This is a genomic window from Serratia sp. NFX21, assembly GCF_048517035.1.
In the GTDB taxonomy this organism is placed as follows: Bacteria; Pseudomonadota; Gammaproteobacteria; order Enterobacterales; family Enterobacteriaceae; genus Serratia; species Serratia quinivorans.
The window spans coordinates 1,721,100-1,740,194 of sequence record NZ_CP183196.1 but is presented as its reverse complement, the minus strand read 5'-3'; the positions used below and the strand labels follow the sequence as shown (position 1 = coordinate 1,740,194).

General features: G+C 54.1%; 12 protein-coding genes and 6 tRNA genes. 12 read left to right on the top strand and 6 right to left on the bottom strand.

The genetic code is table 11. The annotated features are described in order from the left end of the window. Nucleotides 1–5: 5 nt before the first annotated feature. The 5 genes from ACNT1W_RS08205 to nagE all read right to left on the bottom strand — a co-directional run bounded on the left by ACNT1W_RS08205 (nucleotide 6) and on the right by nagE (nucleotide 8,899). On the bottom strand, nucleotides 6–2,663 hold the full coding sequence (locus ACNT1W_RS08205; RefSeq protein WP_419246621.1) for a beta-N-acetylhexosaminidase: 2,658 nt from the start codon (nucleotides 2,661–2,663) through the stop codon (nucleotides 6–8). A gap of 14 nt (nucleotides 2,664–2,677) precedes the next feature. Next, nucleotides 2,678–3,004 (bottom strand): ChiQ/YbfN family lipoprotein, encoded by a 327-nt coding sequence (chiQ, locus tag ACNT1W_RS08200; protein ID WP_012005668.1) that lies wholly within the window; start codon nucleotides 3,002–3,004, stop codon nucleotides 2,678–2,680. 59 nt (nucleotides 3,005–3,063) lie between these two features. Then, on the bottom strand, nucleotides 3,064–4,467 hold the full coding sequence (chiP, locus tag ACNT1W_RS08195) for a chitoporin ChiP (protein WP_012005667.1): 1,404 nt from the start codon (nucleotides 4,465–4,467) through the stop codon (nucleotides 3,064–3,066). Nucleotides 4,468–5,046: 579 nt separating this feature from the next. Beyond that, nucleotides 5,047–6,711, bottom strand: coding sequence for a glutamine--tRNA ligase (gene glnS, locus ACNT1W_RS08190; RefSeq protein WP_419246620.1), 1,665 nt, complete (start codon nucleotides 6,709–6,711; stop codon nucleotides 5,047–5,049). A gap of 241 nt (nucleotides 6,712–6,952) precedes the next feature. Then, nucleotides 6,953–8,899, bottom strand: a complete 1,947-nt coding sequence (gene nagE / locus ACNT1W_RS08185) for a PTS N-acetyl glucosamine transporter subunit IIABC (protein WP_375189246.1) — start codon at nucleotides 8,897–8,899, stop codon at nucleotides 6,953–6,955. A gap of 334 nt (nucleotides 8,900–9,233) precedes the next feature. On the opposite strand from nagE, the gene nagB reads away from it, so the two are divergent. From nagB to ACNT1W_RS08125, 12 genes are all read left to right on the top strand, one after another. Then, complete coding sequence (nagB, locus tag ACNT1W_RS08180; protein WP_012005664.1) at nucleotides 9,234–10,034, top strand: glucosamine-6-phosphate deaminase; 801 nt, start codon at nucleotides 9,234–9,236, stop codon at nucleotides 10,032–10,034. Nucleotides 10,035–10,052: 18 nt separating this feature from the next. Continuing rightward, complete coding sequence (gene nagA / locus ACNT1W_RS08175) at nucleotides 10,053–11,192, top strand: N-acetylglucosamine-6-phosphate deacetylase (protein WP_012005663.1); 1,140 nt, start codon at nucleotides 10,053–10,055, stop codon at nucleotides 11,190–11,192. 27 nt (nucleotides 11,193–11,219) lie between these two features. Continuing rightward, nucleotides 11,220–12,440, top strand: a complete 1,221-nt coding sequence (nagC, locus tag ACNT1W_RS08170; RefSeq protein ID WP_419246619.1) for a DNA-binding transcriptional regulator NagC — start codon at nucleotides 11,220–11,222, stop codon at nucleotides 12,438–12,440. 67 nt (nucleotides 12,441–12,507) lie between these two features. Beyond that, entirely contained in the window at nucleotides 12,508–13,260 is a 753-nt protein-coding gene (locus ACNT1W_RS08165) for an HAD-IIA family hydrolase (protein ID WP_012005661.1), read from the top strand. Nucleotides 13,261–13,438: 178 nt separating this feature from the next. Then, the gene (locus tag ACNT1W_RS08160; protein ID WP_261434877.1) at nucleotides 13,439–14,893 is read left to right on the top strand and encodes a carbohydrate-binding protein; all 1,455 of its coding nucleotides are present in this window, start codon (nucleotides 13,439–13,441) and stop codon (nucleotides 14,891–14,893) included. A 289-nt stretch (nucleotides 14,894–15,182) separates the two neighbouring features. Beyond that, nucleotides 15,183–16,847 carry an asparagine synthase B gene (gene asnB, locus ACNT1W_RS08155; protein WP_012005659.1) on the top strand — a complete coding sequence of 555 codons (1,665 nt, stop codon included), beginning with the start codon at nucleotides 15,183–15,185 and terminating at the stop codon, nucleotides 16,845–16,847. Nucleotides 16,848–17,067: 220 nt separating this feature from the next. After that, a tRNA-Met gene (locus ACNT1W_RS08150) sits at nucleotides 17,068–17,144 on the top strand. A gap of 10 nt (nucleotides 17,145–17,154) precedes the next feature. Next, nucleotides 17,155–17,239, top strand: a tRNA-Leu gene (locus ACNT1W_RS08145). A 29-nt stretch (nucleotides 17,240–17,268) separates the two neighbouring features. Beyond that, nucleotides 17,269–17,343 (top strand) — tRNA-Gln (locus ACNT1W_RS08140). 47 nt (nucleotides 17,344–17,390) lie between these two features. Beyond that, nucleotides 17,391–17,465, top strand: a tRNA-Gln gene (locus ACNT1W_RS08135). Nucleotides 17,466–17,503: 38 nt separating this feature from the next. Further along, nucleotides 17,504–17,580: transfer RNA gene (locus tag ACNT1W_RS08130), tRNA-Met, on the top strand. 19 nt (nucleotides 17,581–17,599) lie between these two features. Continuing rightward, nucleotides 17,600–17,674, top strand: a tRNA-Gln gene (locus ACNT1W_RS08125). Between the two features lie 84 nt (nucleotides 17,675–17,758). On the opposite strand, the gene ubiF is transcribed toward ACNT1W_RS08125, so the two are convergent. Next, nucleotides 17,759–18,940 (bottom strand): 3-demethoxyubiquinol 3-hydroxylase, encoded by a 1,182-nt coding sequence (gene ubiF / locus ACNT1W_RS08120; protein ID WP_218215567.1) that lies wholly within the window; start codon nucleotides 18,938–18,940, stop codon nucleotides 17,759–17,761. Nucleotides 18,941–19,095 lie beyond the last annotated feature (155 nt).

Here is a 19,095-nt window from a genome sequence, read left to right as displayed (position 1 = left end):
ATGATTTACACTTTCTCGGCGCGGCTATAACGCTTGCCGTCCGGACTGACCGCACGGACCAGCACCTCGCCGCTGACCCCAGGTTTAGCCTTGGCATCGTAGCGCTGCCATTGCTTACCGCCGTCGGTGGAATACTCAATGCCCAGACCCGGCAACGAGATATTGGCCTCCAGCTTGCCCCCCATCACGCGGGCGCCTGGTACCGGCAACCGATAGCTCACGCCGCCCTTGTCCAGTTTCGCCAACTCGCGCTGGCCAAGAATATTGGCAAAGCGCAGCCAGTCGCGGTCCAGTTTCCCGCTATCGATAAAGTGGGTTTCGCCGCCTTTATATTCACGCCCCGCCTGATAATCCTGCTCCCAACTCGCCCGGTGCCATGCACGCTCGGCCACCGACAGTGAACGCGGGAAGATCATGTATTCCATTTGATCGTCGGTACGCTGAGTTTCACTCCACATTTGGGCAGAAATGCCGTAAGCACCCGGCCACGGCTTGTCACTCTTGGCGGTAAAGTGATTGCCATCGCGGTCAACCGAGGTTTCGGCGTTCTGCGGCAGGTTGTTCGGGGCAAAGCTGAACATTTTCTGCTCGTCACTGAAACGGGTGCCCCAGTAGTAACCGCGCTCGTCCGGGTTCACCTCATACGGGAAATCCATGTAGACGTAATCCGGGTTGGAGAGGATCACTTCGTAGCCTTTGTTCGCCCAGTCATTGGCGCTATCAAAACCGCCCCAATACAGCGTATCCCAGAAGTTCACCCCAACGCGTTGAGTGGCGAAGGCCTTGGCGTTTTTCGCATCTTTCAGGCCGTCCTGCCAGGCCTGCATTCTGTCGATGCCATGCGCTTTCACCAGTTGACTGACTTCCACGCCAAAGTAGCTTGGCAGATGTTCCATATCGGCGACTTTGCCGTCTTTGATCATCTTTTGGCACACCTGGGATTTCGCCCAAGGCTTATCTTCTTTGCTCTGATCGATGAGGCCTTTGCCTGCTTCTGGCTTGGTAAGGTCGGTATAGCCTGCCCCCAGGCGAATGTTTTTCGCTTCGTCGCCGCCAAAGTGCCAGGTGCGCAGCGGCTGCCCGGCCTCTTTATGCATCTGGGCAATTTCACCAATCACCTTATCGACAAAGCGCTTGGACGAATCCAGGCAAGGGTTAAGGTAACTTTGACGGTTAAAATACTGCACCGAGGTGGTATTGGAAGTATCAGTCGGATCCACCAGGCGGAACTCATTGGCCTGCTGCTCTTTACCGGCGGCATGCAGCTTTTTATAGCGGGCCTCCATCGAGACCACGGCGGCACGAGCATGTGCCGGCATATCGATTTCCGGGATCACTTCAATCTGGCGCGCCTGGGCGTATTTAATGATCTCGATGTAATCCTGACGCGAGAAGAACCCGCCATACACCTCTGGCCCCTGTCCGTACTGTGGCAGCAGGCAGGTAGTTTCGCTCAGGTCATGACAACGCTGCCCCCCGACTTCGGTCAGTTCTGGCAAGCCTGGGATGGCAATACGCCAGCCTTCGTCGTCGCTAAGATGGAAGTGGAATTTATTGAGCTTATAAGCCGCCATCTGATCGAGTAAACGCAGTACCGCATCTTTCTGATGGAAGTTACGTGCTACATCAAGGAAGATTCCGCGGTACTGGAAGCGTGGTGCATCCCTGGCCTCCAGAGTGGCGATTTTAGCGCTGCCGTCGGTCGGAACCAGCGACAGAATAGACTGCAGGCCATAGAACACCCCGGCCTGATCGAAGCCGATAACTCGCGCTTCCTTATTGCCAATTTTCAGCTCATAGGCTCCCGGCACGGCCAGTTCACCTTTAAATTTACCCGGCTGAATATCGGTTTTGATCGGGTAGCCCGCCGCGTTATGGGTTATGCCCAACAGTGCAAAACGTTGAATGGCTGCGTCCGCTGCCGGTTTGGCCAGCGCACTCAACTCCAGCGCCACGCCGTTGTTCAGACTCACATCTTGTGGATGTACTTTCACTTGCAACGGCGTCGGCACGATCTGGCCGCGCAGCGAAGCTGCAGGCAAGGTTTTCAACTCGGCGTTTTTGGTAAAGCGGGAGGCCGGAGTCATCAGGATATTGTTGTCATCCTTGATGCGCTTCCATTGGTCGCCACTAAAGGGGGTCACAAACTGGCTGAGATCTTCGGTATCGGTATTGACCAGAATTTTTGGCTTGGCATCGCCAGAGGTGGCGTACCAACGTGGTACGAAGTCGGTTTTAAACAGTTGCCAATATTCGGCAATAATCGGGATCTCAACCGTTTGACCGGCCGGGAAGCCGGTAAATTTATCGGTAGGTTCCAGTTTGTACAAGTCACCGGTCAAATGAGCTATTTTGAACTGATCGTTATCCACCCGCATGGTCTGACGGGCGCTGTGGAAGTAAATCGCCCAGTCGTGACCTTTGATCTCCTGATGATCGTTGGTCAGGCTGATCAACACCTTGTTGCAGGCCGCCCAGTCGGCACCCAGCTTACCGCAATCCAGGCCGCTGTCGGCGGCCCGGTTATCGACCATTTTCAAATTCAATTTTAACTGGCTCAGTTGATCCACCAGCGGCTGATTGGCCAGCGCATTCCCCGCGCTGCCAAATAATCCAACGGTTGCCGTTAATGCGGCAAGCGTACTCAATTTGAATTTGTTCATTTTTAACATCATCCTTAATTATTGTTATCGTGGATCTCTTGCCAAATTTTGCCGCACTGGGCGTCATAAGCCTGACCGTTACCACTGTGAACCGCCTGAATGCAGTTCTGATAATCCATCACCCGCACCGTTTCTTTTTCGGCAAACTGCTGGTGTTGCTTCTCTTGTTTCAGCACGTTCAGCACCGCCTGGCACGACTGCAGTTTTTCCGGTGAGCCTTCTGCGGTATTAATGCAGGCGCTGTAGGCCTGTTTCAGCTTGGCATCTTCCGGTGGTGCGGTTGGCTGTGCGCAGGCGCTCAACGTGACGACCGCGGCTAACATCAGCATGATTTTTTTCATCGTTATATTCCCGTTAAGTGTCAAAAACGCTGTCCCCGGCGCTGCCGCCGGGGAACGCATCAGAAAATGGTAAATGGCGCGATAACCATGAATTTGACGTCTTTCTCATCCTGGAAGATGTTGCCGTAACCGCCACCCCAGCTTGGGATGTTGGTGTGGTTGTCATACTGGGTGTAGTGCAGTTTCAGCAAGGTGCCTTTGGCGCGACCTTCCTGAATGGTGTACAACGCGTCCAGGCTCCAGGCGCTCTCTTTCAGGCGCTGGCTCTGGTCATACATTGGGTTGGTGCTTGGCTTGGCGTCCCAGGCATAAACATAAGAACCGCCCACCGCCATGCCCGGCAGGTTCCAGTTGCTCAGGTCGTACATTACCCCGGCGTAAACCGCTTTTTCGCCGTTGGCGTTAAAGTCGGAACGGTTATCCCACCAGACGTCGAGACGACCGTTGGAGGAGGCGTAAGTTGGGGTCATACGTTGCAGGAAGTAACCCTGGTTGCCCTCGGCCTTGACCATGGTTCCTTCCAGACGCCAGTTGAACTGACCGGTGGTGTAACCGAAGGTCAGCGCCTGCAGCCAGGCCAGGCCGTCGTAAATGCTGTTCGGGTCGTTCTTGTCGCTGATACGGTCTTCGGTACCATAGAACTGGTAGCTGGTGGTCAGCGGGTTGCCCACCAGATCGAATTTGTAAGATGCCTTGGTGAAGTACTGATTCACATAACCTTCGGCCTGACCAAAAGCGGCCTCCAACACCAGGTCGTTTTTAAAATCGTACTTGGCACCCAGTGAGTGCAAATAAGAAACGCCGGTGGTTTTATCGTTCTGGCGGAAATCATCCATTTCGATATGCCATGGCGCTTTGTATTTATCTGTCCACATGTAGGAGAAACTCAAAGCACCGGCATCGCCGTAGTCAAAGTTTGCTCCCGCTTCAGCGCCGCGGTAGGTGCCCGGCATAAAACTCCAGTGTGGGGCAATCAGCGTTTGCCCGCTTGGCTGGATATAACCGGCGCGTGCCCAGACGGGGCCATACTTGAATTTACCGGCGGCTTTGTACAGGCTGATGCCGCCTTTGTCGCCGGAGTAGTCTTCATCATAGGTACGGTTTTTGGAGGAGAACGCGATTTCATTCGGGTGACCGCTGGCGCTGGATTCGGCCAGCTCAATGGCGGTAAAGGCTCCCACATCCAAACCGAACATGTCCCAGGCATAGCCCGAGGCGAAATCCAGGCTCAGGTTGGCGGTCGAGTGTGACAGGTTGGTAGTGTATTTATTGTAATCGTCACTGGTCGGGTTGAGATCTTTACGGTCACGTTCACGCTGCCAGTAATACACACCGCCGGTCATCGTGGAATCATCGATAAATCCTGCGGCTTTCGCCTCAGGGGCCATGGCAAACCCTGTTCCCAACAGCGCACCCGCGACTGCGAGCGCCAGCGTTTTACGCTGAGCACCGTGCGTACCCATAATGAAATTCCTCTTTGACTTAACTTTAAAAGTTGCAGTCGCCCGTGTTCACCACTGCCCTGCACGACCGCTAATAAAAAACCCAATCGGGTAAAAAATATTGCTGACGGGTTAAAATCCCACAGCACTTATTGCTACAGACAGACTATTTTTCGCGACGCGAATTATCAAATGAATTATGAGAGAGATTTGTCAAAGTATGACAAAGAGCACATATCGATGAGATTATGTTACGTGGCTATGCAAAGAGGCTGTCGAATAAAAAATTCAATAAAATCAGAATAAAAATTAATATCAGGTCAATCAGAGACGATTAATGGTTTCAGCCTATGCAAAAAGGTCAGCCAAAAGAAAAAACATGAGAGCGCTCTCTAAATGACATTAATTCGCATCACGAATATATAAGGCAATGTTATATGACTAATGATTTTTATCAAGAAATTGCTGATACAACCCTTCGATAAAAAATTAAAAATAGATTGAGGAATTAAACGCATTAACGGGGAGAAAAACCGGGCTGGCGGACAAAAAAAAGCGCAACCGAAGTTGCGCTTTATCGCATTAGATTTTGATCAGCACTCAGGCGCCAATTTTAGCCCAGGTATCGCGCAGGCCCACGGTACGGTTAAACACCAGATGCTCGGCCGAAGAGTGACGGTTGTCAGCACAGAAATAACCTTCACGTTCGAACTGGTAGGCTTTTTCCGGCTGTGCGGCCGCCAGACTTGGCTCAACAAAGCCGTGCTTGATAACCAGTGACTCCGGGTTAATGGTGGTGAGGAAGTCCTCTGCCGCCGCCGGGTTTGGCACGCTGAACAGACGGTCATACACGCGAATTTCCGCCGGCAACGCATGCTCGGCAGACACCCAGTGGATCACGCCTTTCACCTTGCGGCCATCGGCAGGATCCTTGCTCAAGGTATCAGGATCGTAGCTGCAGAAAATAGTGGTGATCTCACCTTCAGCGTCTTTCTCAATGCGTTCCGCCTTGATCACGTATGCATTGCGCAGGCGAACTTCTTTACCCAGCACCAGCCGCTTGTACTGCTTGTTGGCTTCTTCACGGAAGTCGGCGCGATCGATATAAATATCACGGCTGAATGGCACTTCACGGCTGCCCATTTCCGGCTTGCTCGGGTGGTTAGGCATGGTCACCATTTCCACGCCGGTGGTCAGGTTTTCAATGACTACCTTCACCGGATCCAGCACGGCCATCGCACGTGGTGCGTTCTCGTTCAGCTCTTCACGAATACAGGCCTCAAGCGCCATCATTTCGACGTTGTTATCCTGCTTGGTCACACCGATACGCTGGCAGAATTCGCGGATTGACGCAGCGGTATAACCACGGCGACGCAGGCCGGAAACGGTCGGCATACGCGGGTCATCCCAGCCCTCAACGATTTTCTCGGTCACCAACAGGTTCAGCTTGCGCTTCGACATGATGGCGTACTCAAGATTCAGACGCGAGAACTCGTACTGACGCGGATGACAAGGGATGGTGATGTTATCCAGCACCCAGTCATACAGACGGCGGTTGTCCTGGAACTCCAGCGTACACAGCGAATGGGTGATCCCTTCCAGCGCATCGGAAATGCAGTGGGTGAAATCGTACATCGGGTAGATGCACCATTTATTGCCGGTCTGGTGGTGTTCTGCAAATTTGATACGGTACAACACCGGATCGCGCATCACGATAAACGAGGAAGCCATGTCAATCTTGGCACGCAGGCAGGCGGTCCCTTCGGCGAATTCACCGTTACGCATTTTTTCAAACAGCGCCAGGTTCTCTTCCACGCGGCGGCCACGGTACGGACTGTCTTTACCCGGCGCAGTCAGGCTGCCGCGATATTCACGGATTTGCTCAGGCGACAGTTCGTCGACGTAAGCCAGGCCCTTGTTGATCAGCTCCACCGCATAGTTGTGCAGTTGATCGAAGTAATCCGAGGAGTAACGAACGTTGCCGCTCCACTCAAAGCCCAGCCACTCGACGTCATGTTTGATTGACTCAACGAACTCGATGTCTTCTTTCACCGGGTTGGTGTCATCAAAACGCAGGTTGCATTGGCCCTGGTAATCACGAGCGATACCGAAATTCAGGCAGATGGATTTCGCATGGCCGATATGCAGATAGCCATTTGGCTCCGGCGGGAAACGGGTATGGACTGACTTGTGTTTCCCGGACGCCAGATCTTCATCAACGATCTGACGGATAAAATTGGTTGGGCGGGCTTCAGCCTCACTCATTTCACTATTCCTCAATGCAAAGCGCTACTCATAACCGCCTATGTTCCAACAAGCCACGCCCGGAAACAACCGTTTGTTTCACGAAAAATGCGGAGCATTGCACCACAACAGGTCAAGGCACCCTGACCGGACAACCGCTGCCCATAAAAAAGCGGGAAGAGATTGCTCTCTTCCCGCCAAAGGTAGGGTGCGTTCCGTCATGACTCGTTAAACACCCCGGGTACTACTCAGGTAAAACGGTTTATTTCTGGATCTCGAACAGTTTGGTCTGGCCGGCTACTACAGAACCGGTCGCCAGCGCCGTCAGACCGGCGTAATCGTCAGAGTTGCTGACCACTACCGGGCTTATCATCGAGCGGGCATTGGCGTTCAGGAACTCCAGATCCAACTCAAGGATTGGCTGGCCGGCTTTCACCTCAGCACCCTCTTCAACCAGACGTTTGAAGCCCTGACCGTTCAATGCCACGGTGTCGATCCCCATGTGCACCACAATCTCCGCGCCCTTGTCGGTTTCCAGACAGAAAGCGTGGTTGGTGTTGAAGATTTTCACGATGGTGCCATCTGCCGGTGCTACTACGGTTTTGTCGGTCGGGCGAATCGCCAGGCCGTCGCCTACCGCTTTGCTGGCAAAGGCTTCGTCAGGCACCTGATCCAGGGCCACGACTTCACCGGTCACCGGGGCCACCAGCGACTCGAAGGCCACCTTCGGCGTATTAGGCACTGCCTGCGATTTAACCGCAGCCACGCCTGGAGCCGGTGCCACTTCTGCCGCAGGCACCGGGCCGGCAGCAATCACCGCACGCATGCCGTCAGCAATGGCTTCGGCTTTAGAACCCACGATAACCTGAACGGTTTGCTTGTTCAGTTTCACCACGCCTGATGCACCCAGGCGTTTACAGCTGGCATCCAGCACTTTAGAAGAGTCTTTAACGGACAGGCGTAAACGGGTGATACAGGCATCAATGCCGGTCAGGTTGTCAGAACCGCCGATGGCACCAATATAGCTGCGGGACAGTGCGCGCAGGCCTTCATCGGTATTGCTGTTGGCTTCAGGTGCGACGACATCGTCAGACGCATCTTCACGGCCCGGGGTTTTCAGGTTGAATGCACGGATAATGACGGAGAACAGGACGAAGTACACCGCGAAGGCGACCAGACCCATCAACACCAGCATCCAGACGTTCTTGCTCGCAGCCGGCAGGTTGTACATCAGCACATAGTCGATGGCACCTGCAGAGAAGGAGAACCCGGCGTGAATACCCAGCAAGGTGGCTACAAACAGGCTGATACCGGTCAAAATGGCGTGGACCAGATACAGCAGCGGAGCCAGGAACATGAACAGGAATTCAAGCGGCTCGGTCACACCGGTCAGGAAGGCGGTCAGCGCAACGGACAGCAGCATACCGCCAACCATTGGGCGACGTTCTTTCGGCGCAGCGAAGTACATGGCCAATGCCGCACCCGGCAAACCGAACATCATGATCGGGAAGAAGCCTGACATGAACATCCCGGCAGTACCGTCACCCGCGTAGAAGCGGTTGATGTCGCCATGGAAGATGGTACCGGCAGCGTTGGTAAACTCACCAATCTGGAACCAGGCAATGGTGTTCAGAACCTGATGCAGACCGGTTGGGATCAGCAGACGGTTAACGAAGCCGAAAATACCGGAACCGATAGCGCCCATCGAAACAATCCATTCACCGCCTGCGTGGATCGCATTTTGTACCGGTGGCCAGATATAACCAAAGATGGCAGCAAGGATTAAACAGAAAAAGCCGGTAGCGATTGGGACGAAACGCTTGCCGCCGAAGAAGGAGAGGAACTCGGGCAGTTTGATGCCGGACCAGCGGTTATAGACCGCACCGCCCACCAGGCCGGTAATGATACCCGCCAGCACACCCATATTGATCGCCGGGTTAATGGTGACCATTGCCTTGGTCAGGATGAAGTAACCCACCGCGCCCGCCAATGCGGCTGAACCGGCATTGTCTTTCGACCAGGTTGCCGCCACACCGATAGCAAAGATTAACGCCAGGTTATCGAAGATTGATCCACCGGCCTGTGCGATGAATGAAATATTCAGTAAATCAGGCTGGCCGAAGCGTAGCAAAAGCGCCGCAACGGGCAGTACTGCGATTGGCAGTTGTAACGACCTGCCCAATCTTTGGAAAAAGCCGAGTATGTTCACCTTAATATTCCCCCTAATGCCCTTTAATGAGCTTTATCATATTTTACGCAAGCGCCATCACACACTGCGATTAACTCTGGACGAACGACAACACGTGGAGTGTAAAAAAATTATTTCGTATCGCAAATTAAAACCTCCTTTTTTGTGATTTACATCACCAAAAAGCAGTCTTAAGCTGCCACATTGCTAGCCATCACACAAAACTTATTTTATCATTAAAAAAATCATTGGACCTGAGACATCACGTGAGAATCATAAAGCTGGGTTAGGCTTAAGACTCTCGTTCAGGCTCGAACCAGTATAGCTTTAGTTTACTTACCCCAAGAGGTGTTAGATGAGACTTATCCCACTGAAAGATACTGCACAAGTCGGCAAATGGGCCGCCCGCCATATCGTCCAGCGCATCAACGCATTCAAGCCTACTGCGGAGCGTCCGTTTGTGCTCGGCCTGCCAACCGGCGGTACCCCGCTGGAAGCCTACAAACATCTGATTGCGATGCACAAAGCAGGTGAAGTAAGCTTTAAGCATGTGGTGACTTTCAACATGGACGAATACGTTGGCCTGCCGCAGGAACACCCGGAAAGCTATCATACCTTCATGTACCGTAATTTCTTTGATCACGTTGATATCCCAAGTGAAAATATCAACCTGCTGAATGGTAATGCGCCGGACGTTGACGCTGAGTGCCGCCAGTACGAAGCGAAAATCAAATCCTACGGCAAGATCAACCTGTTCATGGGTGGCGTTGGCATCGACGGTCATATCGCGTTTAACGAACCGGCTTCATCGCTGGCATCTCGTACTCGCATCAAAACCCTGACTGAAGATACCCGCATCGCCAACTCCCGCTTCTTCGGCGGTGATGTCAGCCTGGTGCCTAAATTTGCCCTGACCGTGGGCGTGGGCACGCTGCTCGATGCAGAAGAAGTGATGATTCTGGTGACCGGCCATGCCAAGGCACAGGCACTGGAAGCCGCAGTGGAAGGCAATATCAACCACATGTGGACCATCAGTTGCCTGCAGTTGCATGCCAAGGCCGTTGTGGTGTGCGACGAGCCATCCACCATGGAGCTGAAAGTCAAAACCGTTAAATATTTCCGCGAGTTAGAAGCGGAAAGCGTTAAGAGTCTTTAATTCTTGCAGGGGGCTACGATGTTCGCTTTAACCCACGGCCGTATTTATACCGGCCACGACGTACTTGACGACCACGCAGTTATTATCGCTGATGGGCTGATTGAACGAGTCTGCCCGCTGGCTGAACTGCCGGCTGGCATTGAAACGCGCGATCTGGGTGGCGCTATCCTGGCCCCCGGTTTGATCGACGTGCAGCTTAACGGCTGTGGCGGCGTGCAATTTAACGACTCGCTGGAGGCCATTTCGGAACAGACGCTGGAGATCATGCAGCGTGCCAACGAAAAATCCGGCTGTACCAGTTATCTGCCGACGCTGATCACCAGCAGCGACGAATTTATGAAGCACAGCATCGAAGTGATGCGCGCTTATCTGAAGAAACATCCCAATCAGGCGCTTGGTCTGCATCTGGAAGGGCCGTACCTTAGCCCACTGAAGAAAGGCACCCATAATCCGGCGTTTATCCGCAAACCGACCAGCGAGATGATCGACTATCTGTGCGCCAATGCCGATGTGATCACCAAGGTCACGCTGGCGCCGGAAATGGTGGAGCCGCACTTTATCAAGCAATTGACCGAAGCAGGCATCGTGGTGTCCGCCGGTCACTCGAACGCCACCTACGATCAGGCCCGTATCGGTTTTGCCGCCGGTATCACCTTCGCCACTCACCTGTATAACGCCATGCCGTATATCACCGGGCGTGAACCAGGGCTGATGGGCGCGATTTTCGACACGCCGGAGGTCTATACCGGGATTATCGCCGACGGCCACCACGTAGCCTGGGCGAGTATCCGTAACGCCAAACGCATGAAAGGTGATAAATTGGTGCTGGTCACCGACGCCACCGCGCCGGCAGGTGCCGATATCGACCAATTTATTTTTGCCGGTAAAACAATATACTATCGTGATGGGCTGTGCGTGGACGAAAACGGCACCCTGAGCGGCTCAGCGCTGACCATGATTGACGCGTTAAAAAACAGCGTTGAGCATGTCGGTATTGCATTGGACGAAGCACTGCGCATGGCAACGCTGTATCCGGCGCGCGCTATCGGCGTGGACCACCGTTTAGGCACTATCGAGCCCGGTAAAGTGGCGAACCTGACGGCCTTTACCCGTGATTTTAAAATCACCAAAACGCTCGTTAACGGTAACGAGGTTTAATTTAATGAACAGCGAGTAAAATTATTGATGAGTACTGGCGGACAGGCACAGATAGGGAACGTTGACTTAGTCAAGCAACTCAACGGCGCAGCGGTTTACCGCCTGATCGACCAACAGGGTCCGATTTCGCGCATTCAAATAGCCGAACTGAGCCAGCTAGCGCCCGCCAGCGTCACTAAAATTACTCGCCAGCTGTTGGAGCGCGGGCTGATCAAAGAAGTCGATCAGCAAGCCTCCACCGGCGGCCGCCGCGCCATTTCCATTGTCTCCGAAACCCGGCATTTCCACACCGTGGCCGTGCGCCTCGGTCGTCACGACGCTACCATCACCCTGTACGATATGAGCGGCAAGTCGCTCGGTGAAGAACACTACCCGTTGCCGGAACGCACCCAGGAGACACTGGAAAACGCGCTGTTTATCGCCATTGCCCAGTTTATCGAAAACTACCAGCGCAAGCTGCGTGAGCTGATCGCCATCGCGGTGATCCTGCCAGGCCTGGTTGACCCGGCACTGGGCGTAGTGCGTTATATGCCGCATATCAGCGTCAACAACTGGGCGCTGGTCGACAACCTGCAGCAACGTTTTAACGTCACCAGCTTTGTTGGCCACGACATCCGCAGCCTGGCGTTGGCAGAGCATTACTTTGGCGCCACCCGCGACTGCGAAGACTCTATTCTGGTGCGCCTGCACCGTGGCACCGGTGCCGGTATTATCGTCAACGGCCAGATTTTCCTGGGCAACAACGGCAACGTCGGTGAAATCGGCCATATTCAAATTGACCCATTGGGCGAACGCTGCCACTGCGGCAACTTCGGCTGTCTGGAAACCGTCGCCGCCAACGCCGCGATTGAACACCGTGTACGCCAGTTGCTGACCCAGGGCTACCCCAGCAAGCTAACCCTCGACGACTGTAGCATCTCCGCCATCTGCAAGGCCGCCAACCGCGATGACCTGCTGGCCAGCGAAGTGATCGAGCACGTCGGCCGCTACCTCGGCAAAGCCGTGGCGATCGCCATCAACCTGTTCAATCCACAGAAAGTAGTGATCGCCGGTGAAATTACCGAGGCGGAAAAAGTGCTGCTGCCGGCGATCCAAAGCTGCATCAATACTCAGGTGTTGAAGGACTTCCGCAAAAATCTGCCGGTGGTCACCTCCGAACTCAATCATCGCTCGGCGATCGGCGCTTTCGCCCTGGCCAAACGAGCGATGCTCAACGGCGTGCTATTGCAGCGATTGCTGGAAAGCTGATCCGCCGCTTCAGGCAGGTGTGCTATCTTCGCGTTTTGCCTGCCGCAAATCATGAGAAACAGCAACAATGACAATCAAAAACGTTATATGTGATATCGACGGCGTGCTGCTGCATGACAACACGCCGGTACCCGGCGCCGATCTTTTCCTCGCTCGCATTCAGGAACAGGGTATGCCGCTGGTAGTGCTGACCAACTATCCGTCGCAGACCGCGCAGGATCTGGCGAACCGCTTCGCCGCCGCCGGACTGGAAGTGCCGGAAAGCGCGTTTTATACCTCCGCGATGGCCACCGCCGATTTCCTGCGCCGCCAGGAAGGCAAAAAAGCCTATGTGGTCGGTGAAGGTGCGCTGATTCATGAACTGTATAAAGCCGGTTTCACTATTACCGACATCAACCCGGACTTCGTTATCGTCGGCGAAACCCGCTCCTACAACTGGGACATGATGCACAAGGCCGCCTACTTCGTGAATAACGGCGCGCGCTTTATTGCTACCAACCCGGATACCCACGGCCATGGCTTTGTTCCGGCCTGCGGTGCGCTGTGCGCCCCAATCGAGAAAATCACCGGCCGCAAACCATTTTACGTTGGCAAACCAAGCCCGTGGATTATCCGCGCCGCGCTGAACAAAATGCAGGGGCATTCGGAAGAAACGGTGATCGTCGGTGATAACCTGCGCACCGATATTCTGGCAGGCTTCCAGGCGGGTCTGGAAACCGTCTTGGTGCTGTCCGGCGTCTCGACGCTGAACGATGTCGAAACCATGCCGTTCCGCCCGAGTTATATCTTCCCGTCCGTCGCCGATATCAATATTTTCTAATCCCTGCGGTGGCCATTACGGCCACCCTTTAATTTGACTAGCTTGAATTAAATTTATTATTGCCCACCAAAGGTTTCACCCCGGCCTCGTTAAAAAGTCGCACTATATATTTACGCCCCGTCAAGAATAAACATTGACGGTCAGTGGAAATAATCTTACCTACAATAACGAGGTTACCATGAGCACCAATAATATTATCAATGCACAAGCAGCAGATGACGCCGCTATCATGCCGGATATGACCAATAAAAAAATCATGATGGGTTTTTGGCACAACTGGGCCGCCGGTGCCAGTGACGGTTATCAGCAAGGCCAGTTTGCCAATATGAATCTGACCGACATTCCGGCCGAATATAACGTGGTCGCCGTGGCCTTTATGAAAGGCGAAGGCATCCCAACCTTCAAGCCTTACAACCTGTCTGATGCCGAGTTCCGCCGTCAGGTTGGCGTGCTCAATAGCCAGGGCCGCGCAGTGCTGATTTCACTGGGTGGCGCAGACGCGCATATCGAATTGAAAACCGGCGACGAAGACAAGCTGGCCAATGAGATTATCCGCCTGGTGGAAACTTATGGCTTCGATGGGTTGGATATCGATCTGGAACAGGCCGCTATTGGCGCAGCCAATAATAAAACCGTGTTGCCGGTTGCGCTGAAAAAAGTAAAATCGCACTATGCGGCCGAAGGTAAAAACTTTATTGTCAGCATGGCGCCAGAATTCCCTTATTTACGCACCAACGGCACTTACCTGGATTATATTACCGCGCTCGAAGGCTATTACGATTTTATCGCGCCGCAATATTATAATCAGGGCGGTGACGGCATCTGGGTTGATGAAGCCAACGGCGGTAAAGGCGCCTGGATCACCCAGAATAACGACGCCATGAAAGAAGACTTCCTGTATTACCTGACCGAAAGCCTGGTTACCGGCACCCGTGGCTACAGCAAAATCCCGGCGTCCAAATTCGTTATCGGTCTGCCAACCAACAATGACGCTGCCGCCACCGGTTATGTGGTCGACAAGATGGCGGTCTATAACGCCTTCGCACGTCTTGACGCCAAAGGTTTGTCGATCAAGGGCCTGATGACCTGGTCGGTAAACTGGGACAATGGCCGGAGCAAGGCCGGCGTGGCATATAACTGGGAGTTCAAAACACGTTACGCAGCCCTGATCCAGGGAGGGGTCATTCCGCAACCGGGAAAGCCTGATGCACCAACGGCGTTGAATGCCACCGCAATCGCCGCAACGTCTTTGACGTTGAACTGGACGGCTTCCAGCAGCGTCAATCCGGTTAGCCAATATACGGTTTACCGTAACGGTAGCGCTATCGGCCAGACCGGCGGCCTGTCGCTGCAAGACAGCGGCCTGACTCCGGCAACGCAATACAGCTACTTCGTTACCGCCACCGATAACCAGGGCAGTACCTCACTGCCGAGCAGTGCGCTGGCGGTGAAAACCGCAGACGGCGGCACACCGCCAGATCCTACCCCAGGCGAGTGGCAGAACAACCACAGCTATAAGGCCGGCGATGTAGTGACCTATAAAGGCAAGAAGTACACCTGTCTTCAGGCCCACACCTCTAACGCAGGCTGGACGCCGGATGCGGCCTTCACCCTGTGGCAGTTGACCGCCTGATAAGCGGCAATGAGTTGCCGGAAAAACTGTCCGGCAACTCATCTATTCAGTAAAAAATTGCACATTCGTTAATTTAAACCTCCATTAACTGAACATCCGCTAATATTCACCCTATCCCAAACAACTATTTTTCGGCGTAGCGCTAAAACGCTTGCATCCCCTGCCGCTTTTGACGCATTTTCATAAACACAACGCAGCAAAACCGCGCCATCGCTGATGAGCCAACCATGCTGCCTATAACAACCAAAACAACATCACAGTCTAAAAAAGTCGTTAGGAGAGTCGGTATATGTGTTCTATTTTCGGTGTGCTCGATCTGAAGTCCGATCCCGTTGAACTGCGTAAGAAAGCGCTGGAGCTGTCCCGTCTGATGCGCCATCGCGGCCCGGACTGGTCCGGCGTTTACGCCAGCGATAAAGCCATTCTGGTGCATGAGCGCCTGTCGATTGTCGACGTCAACAATGGCGCCCAACCGCTGTACAACGCTGCGCACACCCACGTTCTGGCGGTTAACGGTGAAATTTACAACCACCAGGCGCTGCGCCAGCAACTTAGCGATCGCTATGAGTTCCAGACCGGTTCCGACTGTGAGGTGATCCTGGCGCTGTATCAGGAAAAAGGCACCGACTTCCTCGACGACCTGCAAGGGATGTTCGCCTTTGCCCTGTACGACTCAGAGAAAGACGCCTACCTGATTGGCCGCGACCATTTGGGCATTATCCCGCTGTACATGGGGCATGATGAATTCGGCAACCTGTACGTGGCTTCTGAAATGAAAGCGCTGGTGCCGGTTTGCCGTACCATCAAAGAATTCCCGGCGGGCAGCTACCTGTGGAGCCAGGACGGTGAGATCCGCGAATATTACCAGCGTGACTGGTTCGATTACGACGCGGTTAAAGACAACGTCACCGACGCCAACGCCCTGCGCAACGCACTGGAAGATTCAGTGAAAAGCCACCTGATGTCCGACGTGCCATATGGCGTGCTGCTGTCTGGCGGTCTGGACTCTTCGGTGATCTCCGCCATTACCAAAAAGTACGCTGCACGCCGTGTAGAAGATCAAGAACGCAGCGAAGCCTGGTGGCCACAACTGCACTCCTTCGCCGTCGGCCTGGAAGGTTCACCGGATCTGCGCGCCGCGCAGGAAGTGGCTAACCACCTGGGCACCGTACACCACGAAATTCATTTCACCGTGCAGGAAGGCCTGGACGCCATTCGCGACGTGATTTATCACATCGAAACCTATGACGTTACCACCATTCGCGCCTCGACCCCGATGTACCTGATGTCGCGCAAAATCAAGGCGATGGGCATCAAGATGGTGCTGTCTGGTGAAGGTGCGGACGAAGTGTTCGGCGGTTACCTGTACTTCCATAAGGCACCGGATGCCCGTGAGTTCCACGACGAAACCGTGCGTAAACTGCTGGCGTTGCATATGTTTGACTGTGCGCGCGCCAATAAGGCGATGTCCGCCTGGGGTGTGGAAGCCCGCGTGCCGTTCCTGGATAAAAAATTCCTCGACGTGGCGATGCGCATCAACCCGAAAGACAAAATGTGCGGCAATGGCAAAATGGAAAAACATATCCTGCGTGAATGTTTTGAGTCCTATCTGCCGGCCAGCGTGGCCTGGCGCCAGAAAGAGCAGTTCTCCGACGGCGTTGGCTACAGCTGGATCGACACCTTGAAAGAAGTCGCTGCCAAGCAGATCAGCGATCAACAGCTCGAAACCGCACGTTTCCGCTTCCCATACAACACGCCGAGCTCCAAGGAAGGCTACCTGTATCGCGAAATCTTTGAAGAGCTGTTCCCACTGCCAAGCGCGGCCGAGTGCGTGCCTGGCGGCCCGTCAGTGGCCTGCTCCTCAGCGAAAGCCATCGAATGGGATGAGTCGTTCAAAAAGATGGACGATCCTTCTGGTCGTGCAGTCGGCGTTCACCAGTCCGCCTATAAATAATCGCCGGATGTTTTATTCCCTGGGCGGACCTTCGGGTCCGCCTTTTTGTTGATGTTTTCAACCATTAATTGTCTGAATTGATGATTTTATCGCCATACTGTTCACAACCCAGACAAACAACACATCCGGTCGCTTTTTCGGGAAAAAACTTGTTGACGCAAAACGGCCATATACGCATAATGCGCCCCGCAACGCCGATGAAGGTTGCGCGAAAAAAGATGGCTACGTAGCTCAGCTGGTTAGAGCACATCACTCATAATGATGGGGTCACAGGTTCAAATCCCGTCGTAGCCACCATCTTTTTTTTGCGGGAGTGGCGAAATTGGTAGACGCACTAGATTTAGGTTCTAGCGCCGCAAGGTGTGCGAGTTCAAGTCTCGCCTCCCGCACCATTTCTTATCATCGGGTTGCAGGCATCAGATGGGGTATCGCCAAGCGGTAAGGCACTGGTTTTTGATACCAGCATTCCCTGGTTCGAATCCAGGTACCCCAGCCATTTTTTAAATGGTTGGATGCAGTAAGAAGAAGTTGAAAATTTGTTGATGGGGTATCGCCAAGCGGTAAGGCACTGGTTTTTGATACCAGCATTCCCTGGTTCGAATCCAGGTACCCCAGCCATCAACATCATTGACTTTTAAAGTAAAATATCAAAAAATGGCTACGTAGCTCAGCTGGTTAGAGCACATCACTCATAATGATGGGGTCACAGGTTCAAATCCCGTCGTAGCCACCATATTTTACTGTTTTACAATTGGGGTGTCGCCAAGCGGTAAGGCTCTGGTTTCTGATACCAGCATACCCAGGTTCGAATCCTGGCACCCCAGCCACATTTAGAAAAGCCCGCTTCGGCGGGCTTTTTGCTGTCTGTCATTCGGCAAATGACCGGGCCCAGCAAGCTGAACCCGTTCAGGTTATAAACCCAGCGCGTACTTCAACGCATTTTCCTTTAGCTTGCCCGCCCGTTGTGCCGCCATCAACGCAAGATTGCGTGCCACGCTTAACGGTGCCAAATTATTGCTAAAGGCGGTGTAAAACAGATCCATGCCGCTTTGCATCAGCAAATTATCGGTACGGCGACGACGCTGATAGCGCATCAGCACCGCTTCACTGCTCCAGTCCTCACCCTGTTCCCGCGCCTCACTCAACACCGCCAGCAAGGCGTCCACATCGCGATACCCCAGATTCACGCCCTGCCCGGCTAACGGATTAATGGTGTGCGCCGCGTCACCGAGCAACGCCAGCCCCGGTAACACATAGCGCTGTGCGTGGCGACGCGCCAGCGGGAAAGATCCGGCGGCATGCACTTTCACCGTTCCCAAACGTGCAGGAAACGCCTCAGCGATTTCGCGCTCAAGCTGCGCCGGCGGCATCGCCTGCAACTGACGAATACGCTGCGGGCTGTCGTACCACACCAGCGAGGCCCATTGATCATACAGCGGCAGGAAAGCGCGTGGGCCCGAAGGGAAAAATTGCTGCCAGGTTACATCCTGCTGCGGCGCACCGGTCTCAACGGTGATCAGCATGCAGGACTGACGGTACTGCCAGCCGCTGGTGCCGATAGCCGCCAAATTGCGCACCTGCGAGTTGGCACCATCAGCCCCGACCACCAGACGCGCCTGAAGCGTCTCAGAAGAGTCCAGTGTCACTTGCCAATGGTCATCGCCCCGTTGCAGCGAACGCAGCCTGGCGGGGCAATAGAGCGTCAGATTGTCGCACTGCTCGAGTTGCTGCCACAGCGCCAGTTGCAAAATGCGGTTTTCCACCATAAAGCCCAGCTCCGGCAGGCCGAGTGAAGCGGCGTCAAACGCCACCCGTGCCGACGCCCACTCCCAGGTTTCCAAACGGCGGTACGGTGCGGTGCGCATCGCTTGCACCGCCGGCCAGGCACCGAGCTGTTTGAGCAACCCTACCGAGGTGCAGCCAATCGCGGAAATACGCAAGTCCGGCGGGCTTTGCGCATCAAACGCTTGCGGCGCCTGATGTTCCAGCAATGCCACCGACCAACCGGCCTGCGCCAGCCCCAGCGCGGCGGCCGCGCCAACCATGCCACCGCCTACCACCACCGCGTCATACCGTTTTTGAGAAGTGTTCATATTGTTGGCTATTTTTTCTTGGTTAATTATCGCCATCCCCACCGGCATGGCGTTTGGCATCAGTGTAACGGATTTTTAATTTGGCTTCAGGTCGCATGCCGTTTTCCCCGCGCTGGTCACAACGGCGTCAAATGTTTACAATAGCGCCCTGCATG